The organism is Bartonella vinsonii subsp. arupensis OK-94-513, from assembly GCF_000278235.1.
GTDB classification, from domain to species: domain Bacteria; phylum Pseudomonadota; class Alphaproteobacteria; order Rhizobiales; family Rhizobiaceae; genus Bartonella; species Bartonella arupensis.
The window spans coordinates 833275-843671 of record NZ_JH725037.1 but is presented as its reverse complement, the minus strand read 5'-3'; the positions used below and the strand labels follow the sequence as shown (position 1 = coordinate 843671).

The following is a 10397-nucleotide window of genomic DNA, read 5'->3' as shown; positions in this document are numbered from 1 at the left end:
AAAATTTTGTATACTTCTTTTTTAAAAGTATTTATATAGTATGCATTCAACATTACCTAGCATAAAACCATACATATACCTCTTTATGCTATATTTATGATATGTTATAGTGAGTGCAAGATAATCTGATTAACGCAGAAAAGTACCGCTCATTATTAAATTCAAAAATGGTGAAAAAATGCGAAAAATATTCCAATTCATTTTAATTTCAGCATTGGTTACGGGATGTGACTTTCAGAACTCTGATGGAAATAAAGAAACTTCTGAAATTAAAACGGAAATACAGCAAGAACAACAAGTGAATCTAGATCCCGATACTTTAAAAAAACTCAATATTCTTCTTAAAGAGCGCTCGAAAATCAATGACCATGAGACAGGAAAAATAATCGAATTTCTCTCTGGAGCTTTTTTAGGAACACCTTACCAAGCCAATATGTTACAAGGTTCAGAGAATGTACCAGAAGAACTCATAATCGACTTTAGAGGTTTAGATTGCTTTACTTATCTAGACTATGTTGAAGCATTACGGAAATCAACTTCACAAACAGAATTTATAAATAACGTTATCCGAACACGTTATGTTGACGGTAATATAAGCTTTTTGAATCGAAAACATTTTTTCACTGATTGGGCTTACAAAGAATATAAACTTGCCGATGACATTACCGCACAGATCAGTCCCAATGCAGTAAGTACCAAAAAATATCTCAATAAAAAATCTGATGGCGGGAAGTATCTTCCTGGATTACCAATTGTTAAGCGCAATATAACATATATTCCAAGTAACCTTATTAATGAGGATGTTATAAGCCAATTACAATCTGGTGATTTCATTGGTATATACACGAAACTCGATGGATTGGATGTAACCCATGTGGGTTTTTTCATCTTAACAGATAATGGCCCGATGTTACGAAATGCTTCTTCACGAAAAGAAAATGAAAAAGTCGTGGACTCCCCTTTTATGGAGTATGTAGCAAAAACACCAGGAATTGTTGTTTTAAGAGCCATAAAATGACCTCTAGGGGGACTGAAATGTCCCCTATAATTATCAATACATATTCGAACAAGCCCTCAAATTATCAAACTAAATATTCAAATTCATGTCATCTATACACATACAACATCTTTGTTGGTATTTTGAAGCATAAGATCAGGGATATCTTACTTTAGCTTTACATCTTAAGTAAAAGAACCAGCTTATGATATTTCTTGTCATTCTCAATTTTTGATCAAAGAATGCTGTTCATGACGTTGATTAAATTTAGTATCATCACAAAACAGGAAATGCAAAAGATCATAGCTCAAAAATTGAGAATGACAAACATAACAATAATGCAATAGTGGTAAGTACATTAGCACTCCACTCCGTATAAGAAGCCTTTTTTCTCTTAAAAGTTGTATTCATGCTACGATATAAATTTTGTCAACACAAAAAAGCAATTGATCTTCAATGCTATAAAAAAAACATGGAAAAGGCATTTTATGGCTTACTTTCTTTATCACTTAACCTATAAAACAGTTTTAGCCTTAAAATTTAAATATTTTGCCTGACGCAATTGCGCACAGATGTTTGTCATAGGAAAAAACCATGCCAAAACGCACAGATATAAAATCTATTCTTATTATTGGAGCAGGACCTATTGTTATTGGTCAGGCATGTGAGTTTGACTATTCAGGCACACAAGCTTGTAAAGCACTAAAAGAAGAAGGTTACCGAATTATTTTGGTTAACTCTAATCCTGCCACTATTATGACCGATCCGGATTTAGCTGATGCGACGTATATTGAGCCTATTACTCCTGAAATCGTTGCACAAATTATTGCTCTTGAACGTCCCGACGCACTTTTACCCACCATGGGAGGGCAAACAGCCCTTAATACAGCCTTATCCTTAAAGCGTATGGGAATTTTAGACCGCTATCACGTTGAAATGATAGGTGCAAATGCCGATGCGATTGATAAAGCTGAAGATCGTGCTTTATTTCGCAAAGCGATGGCAAAAATCGGTTTGGAAACACCACGTTCCATGCTAGCCAACGCAACAGAACTTAAAGAAAAAAATCGCCGACAACATGCAAAGAAACGCGATGAGCTGAAAGCAAAACTTTCCGGTGATGCTCTTGATCAAGCACTGGAAAAGCTTGAACGAAACTGGCGTCACACAGAAGCTGACCGTAAACAACATTATATCGCACATGCTACAGCAAAAGCGGTTCAAGCTCTTGATATTATTGGTCTTCCAGCTATTATCCGTCCCTCTTTCACCCTTGGTGGAACCGGCGGAGGAATTGCCTATAATCGCTCTGAATTTTATGAAATCATTGAACGAGGACTTGAAGCTTCACCTACAACAGAAGTTTTGATTGAAGAAAGTGTTTTGGGATGGAAAGAATATGAAATGGAAGTTGTTCGCGATAAGAACGACAACTGTATCATTGTTTGTTCCATTGAAAACATTGACCCTATGGGTATTCATACCGGTGATTCGATCACCGTAGCCCCTGCCCTCACCTTAACAGACAAAGAATATCAATGTATGCGCAATGCTTCCATTGCTGTACTGCGTGAAATTGGTGTTGAAACTGGTGGGTCTAATGTACAGTTTGCTGTTAATCCTGAAAACGGTCGCCTTGTTGTTATTGAAATGAACCCGCGTGTTTCCCGCTCTTCAGCACTTGCCTCAAAAGCAACAGGTTTTCCCATTGCAAAAGTAGCAGCTAAGCTGGCTGTTGGCTACACACTTGATGAATTAAAAAATGATATTACAGGCGGTGTAACACCAGCATCATTTGAACCTTCTATTGACTATATTGTCACCAAGATTCCTCGTTTTGCCTTCGAAAAGTTTCCAGGTTCATCACCCGTCCTCACAACAGCGATGAAATCTGTAGGAGAAGTAATGGCAATAGGACGCACCTTTCAAGAATCACTGCAAAAAGCACTGCGTGGACTTGAAACAGGTCTTACTGGTCTTGATGAAATTGTGATCCCTGAACATGCTGAAGGTGATGAAAAAAGTTCTATACGCTCCGCCATTGCAATCCCAAGTCCTGATCGCCTGCGCTACATTGCCCAAGCAATGCGTTCGGGGTTACCCTTAAATGAAATTCATCAAATCAGCAAAATTGATCCGTGGTTTTTGGAACAAATAGCCTCAATTATTGAAATGGAACAATACATCCGCATCCATGGATTGCCCCAAGACGCAGATAATCTACGCATGTTAAAAGCGATGGGCTTTTCGGATGCACGTTTAGCCACCCTTACAGGACAAAAGCCTGATGATATTGCTGCTTTGCGCAAAGCACTTAATGTTAAGCACGTTTTCAAACGAATTGACTCGTGTGCAGCTGAATTTTCTTCACCTACAGCCTATATGTATTCAACATATGAAGCTCCCTTTGCTGGGATAGAACACTCAGAAGCACAAGTTTCTGAACGCAAAAAAATTGCTATTTTAGGGGGGGGACCAAACCGCATTGGACAAGGCATTGAATTTGACTATTGTTGCTGCCACGCTGCTTTTGCACTCCGTGAAGCAGGCTTCGAAGCCATTATGATCAATTGCAATCCTGAAACTGTCTCAACAGACTACGATACCTCTGATCGTCTTTATTTTGAATCTCTAACAACAGAAGATGTTATCGCTATTTTAGAAACAGAACAGCAAAAAGGCGAATTGGTTGGAGTCATTGTTCAATTTGGTGGACAAACGCCGCTGAAGTTGGCAAGTGCACTAGAAAAACATAATATCCCCATCCTAGGCACTTCACCTGAAGCCATTGATTTAGCAGAAGATAGAGATCGCTTTCAAAAATTATTGTTCAAACTTAACTTAACCCAACCTCAAAACGGTATTGCTCATTCAATCGAACAAGCACGCCTCATTGCCCATGAATTAGGCTTTCCATTGGTTGTGCGCCCTTCTTATGTTCTAGGAGGACGTGCTATGCAAATTATCCGTGATGAACGCAGCTTGCAAAATTATTTGCTTGAGAGTGTCCCTGAATTGGTTTCAGAAGATATCAAAGCCCGTTATCCCAACGACAAAACAGGACAGATCAATACATTGCTTGGTAAAAATCCACTTTTATTTGATACCTATTTGACAGAAGCAATTGAAGTTGATGTTGATTGTCTTTGTGATGGAAAAGAGACACTTGTTGTTGGTATTATGGAACATATTGAAGAAGCTGGCATTCACTCTGGTGATTCAGCATGTTCTTTACCAGTCCATACGCTCTCTCATAACATAGTCGCTGAATTAGAACATCAAACCAAAGCATTAGCACAAGCGCTTCATGTTCGTGGCTTGATGAATGTGCAATATGCCATTAAAGACGGCACAATTTATGTCTTAGAGGTCAATCCGCGTGCTTCGCGTACTATCCCCTTCGTTGCAAAAACAATTGGTCGCCCCATTGCTAAAATAGCTGCACGTATTATGGCAGGAGAAACTCTTCACAAAACTCTTCAAGCTTATGGTGGACTACCCTCTCTGCAGCAAAAACAACATATTGCTGTCAAAGAAGCAGTTTTTCCTTTTGCTCGTTTTTCAGGTGTCGATACACTTCTTGGTCCAGAAATGCGCTCAACCGGTGAGGTTATGGGGCTTGATTATGAATTTGCCCTTGCTTTCGCTAAAGCGCAACTTGGAGCTGGTGTTGAGCTCCCAAAGGAGGGAACTTTGTTCGTTTCTGTGAGAGATGAAGACAAAAAACGTATCTTAAACCCCGTAAAATGTTTAACTGAGCTTGGTTTTACTGTTTTAGCAACAAGTGGAACACAAAAATTTCTTACCGAACATAACGTTGAGGCAAAAAAAATTAACAAAGTTCTAGAGGGGCACCCTCATATTGAGGACGCTATTCGTAATCGACAAATTCAATTGATTTTCAATACAACCAGCACTGCCAGTGCCATCTCAGATTCTAAATCATTACGCCAAGCAGCACTTATGCAAAAAGTCCCCTATTATACAACAATAACTGGAGCTGAAGCTGTCGTACAAGCGATCAAAGCACTCAAAAAAAAGTGTCTCGAAGTGCGCTCACTGCAAAGCTATTTCACTTGAGTTTCTTGCTATGGTACAATGCATACACATTCTTTATATGAAAATATAAATTAAGGCTTGCTTTTTATTCTAAAGACTTTTATACGGGTCTTATCGGACTTTCGGTTATGTGACTTTCTTTCCTGTGCGACATGCACTCTCGACGAAACTTCTCCCACCTAATTTCGATCTAAAACCGTATTGAGAGCTTTTTAGTTCCAGTACACAATACAATTATATATTTTAAGGAATCTCCTATGTCTACAGGAACAGTTAAGTGGTTTAATACAACAAAAGGTTTTGGATTTATTCAGCCTAGTGATGGCAGTGCAGATGTATTTGTGCATATTTCCGCTGTTGAGCGTTCTGGTTTAAATAACCTTAATGAAGGGCAAAAAATTTCTTATGACGTTCTTCAAGATCGTCGTTCTGGGAAATTTGCCGCCAGCAACCTTGCAGCACTTTAATCTTTTAATTCTGCAATATTAAAAAAAACCTTCGTCTGTAAAGACGAAGGTTTTTTTACTTTTTATAAAGCGCAATTTACCTTTATAAAATCAAAAACAAATTCTCTATAATATAATGCTTTTTCCCTCTTTAATCTTCCATAATCACCGCGGTTGACTCTTTCTTGTAAAACCTCAAAAAGCTACAGTACACATGTTACTTTGAAACAAAAATTCCTCAGCTCACTCCATATATCACTCTAAACAAAAGGAGGACTGAAGCGTAATTCAAAAACCTCACAAAAGAAAAAACTTTTTTATCAAATCCCTAGAAAAAACGTTTAACCTGTCTGATTTTATTGCACAAACATCCAATAAAATATCCCTCTTTGTGAACGTATTCATTATAGTTATTCACTGTTTTTCATTTGAAGGAGAAAAAATGGTAGGCATGGTATAAACAAAAGGAGTATTAAACATTACAGTTTCACACTCACAGCTCTTGGTAACTTTTTCTAAGTCTGATGTCAGTCCTCTAGCCTTATACAAAGAGACATAACATGTCCTGAAATTATACCATATGCCAAACAAAAGAGAAAATTTAACCATTGATCTCTTGTTTTAAAAATCAAATGAATAACTTCAACAAAACAACAAGGAAAGTTTTCTGTCTGTACGCAAATTCCAGAATTTTTTTCAATAAACCATATCCCCTGTCAATCTTTACTCTTGAGATAAAATCTCTCTATGCTATCGCTCCTGTTATCCATAAATGGAATACATCACCCATTCACCTTTCTATCATTACTTAAGAGAAAAAAGTTTGAGAATTTTTCTGCAATTTTTTATTGCATACAACATAATCTCTTATAGAATAGTTTTAAATCAATAATTGTTTTCTGATATATAAGGATTGAAACTATGGCATTTATCGCCGACCGGCTTTCCCATATCAAACCTTCTGCAACAATTGCTGTTTCCCAAAAAGCACGTAATTTGAAAGCATTAGGTCGTGATGTTATTGCTTTAAGTGCTGGAGAACCGGATTTTGATACACCAGACAATATCAAAAATGCCGCTATTGAAGCTATTCGACGTGGAGAAACAAAGTATACTCCCATATCTGGTATTCCAGAATTGCGCCAAGCAATTGCAGCAAAGTTTAAAAGAGAAAATAATCTTATCTATCAACCAGAGCAAATTATTGTTGGTACCGGTGGTAAACAAATCCTCTTTAATGCGTTGATGTCCACTTTAAATAAAGGGGATGAAGTTATCATTCCATCTCCTTATTGGGTCAGTTATCCAGAAATGGTTACTCTCAATGGTGGAATACCTGTCTTTGCGGAAACAAAAGCCGAATTTTCTTATAAACTTCAACCACAAGAGCTAGAAGCTGCTATTACCCCCAAAACAAAGTGGTTCATCTTTAACTCTCCTTCAAATCCATCAGGTGCCGCTTATACGTATGATGAATTAAAAAAGCTAACAGATGTTTTAGTAGAATATCCTCATATTTATATTCTCACCGATGATATATATGAACATCTCACATACGAAGGTTTTACCTTTGTCACTCCAGCAGAGGTAGAACCAAAACTTTATGACCGTACACTCACAATGAACGGTGTCTCTAAAGCTTATTCCATGACGGGTTGGCGAATCGGTTACGCAGGGGGACCGCAAGAATTAATTAAAGCCATGGATACCATTCAAGGCCAGCAAACATCCGGCACAAGTTCTATTTCACAATGGGCAGCTGTCGAAGCACTCAATGGTCCACAAGATTTTATTACTCAAAACAAAAGTATCTTCCAAGCACGCCGTGATCTCGTCGTTTCTATGTTAAACCAAGCTCCTGGCATTCACTGTCCAACACCTGAAGGTGCCTTCTATGTTTATCCTTCCTGTGCGGAACTCATTGGAAAGAAAACACCTGAAGGTAAAGTAATCTCTCATGATGAAGACTTTGTAATAGAACTTCTGGAAGCAGAATCAATTGCTGTCGTTCATGGATCTGCTTTTGGACTCGGACCAGCTTTTCGTATCTCTTATGCAACATCAGAAAAGTTACTTGAAGAAGCTTGCTTACGTATCCAACGCTTTTGTAATAATTTACTTTAAAAACTTTGAGCATCATCTACTGTTATAGTTTTTTTTGTAGATCAGTTTATCTGAGAGATTTTCATCCGTAAGATTATGGCATGAATAAAGAGGCTTTTTAGAAAATAGTACTAGTGAAGCGATATATCTATCGAAAACAGAAACAAAAAATGAAATATCCTATTTCGCCTTGTGAAAAACAAGAAATTTTAAAAATGAGTCTCTTATATAACGTACTCTTTCAAAGCTTTTTATAGCTCGTAAAGTCCATACTTATTCATTAAATTTGTATAGCTAAAGAAACTGTGGTCACTTACTAAGTACTATGCTTCCTTATCAAACCTTACTTATTGCGCAATGATCATCATAATTCAAATAATCTTCAAAGCTATCATACCTTGATGTACCTAGAAAAAACGTTGGATATCCATAAAAGTTATATTTTTTTTATCATCTGCCAAGAGATCTGCATTTTGGGATACTATTCTAGAATCAAAAAAAAAGCCGGACAAACTGCCCGGCAAATTTGGAAAATCCCCAGAGATAAAATCAATCTGACAGACTTTCGTAAGGGAACACTCAAGAAAATGCAATGGGAGGCAACATAATCAAGAGATAATACTCTATGTCATTTTATAAGAAAAAGCACAATAAAGACTTCAGCGTATCTGCTATGCAATAAACACATAGCTTAAAATGTTACACCATTAAAAAGACCACTGACGCGCTTTTAAAAAAATATAATCTCGAAAAGCTTTCAACTTAGCCAAATTTTTTAAAGCGTAAGGATAACAAAAAAAAGTATCAAAAGAAGGAATATCAACTATATCAGGGAAAAGACGTACGAGTCGTTCATCATTATTTACAATATAATCAGGAAGCACAGCAATACCAAGATCACACATAATTGCATTCTTGATTGAGATGATATTGTTGATTCGTAATACTGAAAGACGCAAAGACCCATCATTTCTACCAGCCTTTTCCAACCAATTTAAACCAGATAAATAAGATGGAACAGGTTCACCGAATGAAATAATACGATGCGCATCCAGCTCAGACAGTGTTTCTGGCTTGCCATAATTTGTAATATAATTTTCCGAAGCATAAACATGCATATGAATTGTAAAGAGCTTTCTTTGTATAAGATCAGGCTGTTGAGGCTGATGTAAACGAACAGCACAGTCTGCGTGCCCCATTGTCAAATCAAGTTCTTTATCATCAAACAAGAGTTGAACTTGTATATCTGGATAAAGACTCAGAAATTCTGGCATACGCTCCACAAGCCATCCTGCCCCTACTCCAAAGGTCGATGTAACACGTAAACTCCCTGTTGGCTTTTCACAACTTTCACTTAATTGCGAGCGTGCACTCTCAAGCTTCATCAAAACTTCATGGGTTGTACGATAAAGAATTTCTCCTTGCTCAGTTAAGATTAACCCACGAGCATGACGCTGAAACAAGGATACACCCACCTCCTGCTCTAAAGCGGAAACCTGCCGTGAAATCGCTGATTGAGATAAATAAAGCTTTTGGGCTGCATGGGTAAAAGAACCTGCCTCTGCCGCAGCATGAAAAACCCTTAGCTTATCCCAATCCAACGGTGATGTCACAATTTAGCCTCCTATTTTTGCGCTTGCAAATCTAAAAAACGTTCCGCTTCCAACGCCGCCATACATCCTCTTCCCGCCGCGGTTACAGCTTGACGGAATACCTCATCTGCAACATCCCCTGCAGCAAAAACACCAGCAATGCTTGTTGCTGTTGAATCTGGTACAGTCCATAAATAGCCCCCTTGTTTTTGTTTCAATTGTCCTTCAAACAAAGAAACAGCAGGATCATGACCAATGGCAATAAATATTCCCTCGGCATTTACCTTAATTTCTTGACCAGTCTTAACATTCTTAAGCCGCGCACCTGTCACAACAGCCCCTCTTGAATCTTGCGCTGGCAAACCAACAATTTCTTCTACCACATGATCCCAAAGAACACGTACATTATCACGAGCAAGCAATCTATCTTGCAAAATTTTCTCTGCCCGAAAATAACCTCTCCGATGAACCACACTTACACTCTTTGCCAAATGTGATAAATAAAGCGCTTCTTCAATAGCTGTATTTCCCCCTCCCACCACAATGACATCCTTATCACGATAAAAAAATCCATCACACGTAGCGCAAGCAGAAACACCACCGCCCATAAAAGTCTGTTCACTTTCCAAACCAAGCCAACGTGCCTGCGCCCCTGTTGCAATAATGAGGGCATCACAACAATATTGCGTTCCTGAATCTCCATATAAGATAAAAGGGTACTTTAATAAATCAGCCTTTATAATACTATCATAGACAATTTTTGTACCCATATTTTCAGCTTGTTTTGCCATTTGTTCCATCAACCATGGTCCTTGAATTGAATCAGCAAAACCTGGATAATTTTCAACATCCGTTGTAATCGTCAACTGTCCACCTTGCTGCAAACCAGTAACCAAAACGGGCTTGAGCATTGCTCTTGCTGCATAAATCGCCGCTGTATAACCAGCTGGACCTGAGCCAATGATAAGCAAACGAATATGCGACGGTACCATAGAATCCCCTTCATTTTTTCTTATTTAATTATTATAAATTACAACGAAATGGAGCTTTTTTAAAAAAACATTTTTCAACAATTTAAATTATTGTGTATATGTAACCCTTTTGAAGTTTAGTAAAAAGATCATCGTCAATTCATCAAGGCACGTATAATATAGAAATTAATCTTTATCCTATAAAGAAAAAAACGTAAATTCTTATGAA

At 37.7% G+C, this 10397-nt stretch carries 6 protein-coding genes; 4 read left to right on the top strand and 2 right to left on the bottom strand.

Annotated elements, in window-relative coordinates:
- Positions 1 to 178 precede the first annotated feature (178 nt).
- From ME1_RS03640 to ME1_RS03625, 4 genes are all read left to right on the top strand, one after another.
- Positions 179 to 1018: a DUF1460 domain-containing protein gene (locus ME1_RS03640; RefSeq protein WP_004863360.1), complete on the top strand. Its 840-nt coding sequence runs from the start codon at positions 179 to 181 to the stop codon at positions 1016 to 1018.
- Positions 1019 to 1591: 573 nt separating this feature from the next.
- Positions 1592 to 5077, top strand: coding sequence for a carbamoyl-phosphate synthase large subunit (gene carB / locus ME1_RS03635; RefSeq protein ID WP_004863358.1), 3486 nt, complete (start codon positions 1592 to 1594; stop codon positions 5075 to 5077).
- A 236-nt stretch (positions 5078 to 5313) separates the two neighbouring features.
- The gene (locus tag ME1_RS03630) at positions 5314 to 5523 is read left to right on the top strand and encodes a cold-shock protein (protein WP_004863356.1); all 210 of its coding nucleotides are present in this window, start codon (positions 5314 to 5316) and stop codon (positions 5521 to 5523) included.
- A 900-nt stretch (positions 5524 to 6423) separates the two neighbouring features.
- The gene (locus tag ME1_RS03625) at positions 6424 to 7626 is read left to right on the top strand and encodes a pyridoxal phosphate-dependent aminotransferase (protein ID WP_004863352.1); all 1203 of its coding nucleotides are present in this window, start codon (positions 6424 to 6426) and stop codon (positions 7624 to 7626) included.
- Positions 7627 to 8312: 686 nt separating this feature from the next.
- On the opposite strand, the gene ME1_RS03615 is transcribed toward ME1_RS03625, so the two are convergent.
- A complete protein-coding gene (locus ME1_RS03615; RefSeq protein WP_004863348.1) occupies positions 8313 to 9218 on the bottom strand; it encodes a LysR family transcriptional regulator in 906 nt (301 codons plus the stop codon).
- 11 nt (positions 9219 to 9229) lie between these two features.
- Positions 9230 to 10189 carry a thioredoxin-disulfide reductase gene (trxB, locus tag ME1_RS03610; RefSeq protein ID WP_004863345.1) on the bottom strand — a complete coding sequence of 320 codons (960 nt, stop codon included), beginning with the start codon at positions 10187 to 10189 and terminating at the stop codon, positions 9230 to 9232.
- Positions 10190 to 10397: the final 208 nt, after the last annotated feature.

What these genes read in the sequence shown, in the direction of transcription:
- ME1_RS03640 (WP_004863360.1), top strand. Translation starts at nt 179, where the DNA reads ATGCGAAAAATATTCCAATTCATTTTAATTTCAGCATTGGTTACGGGA.
- carB (WP_004863358.1), top strand. Translation starts at nt 1,592, where the DNA reads ATGCCAAAACGCACAGATATAAAATCTATTCTTATTATTGGAGCAGGA.
- trxB (WP_004863345.1), bottom strand. Translation starts at nt 10,189, where the DNA reads ATGGTACCGTCGCATATTCGTTTGCTTATCATTGGCTCAGGTCCAGCT.
- ME1_RS03630 (WP_004863356.1), top strand. Translation starts at nt 5,314, where the DNA reads ATGTCTACAGGAACAGTTAAGTGGTTTAATACAACAAAAGGTTTTGGA.
- ME1_RS03625 (WP_004863352.1), top strand. Translation starts at nt 6,424, where the DNA reads ATGGCATTTATCGCCGACCGGCTTTCCCATATCAAACCTTCTGCAACA.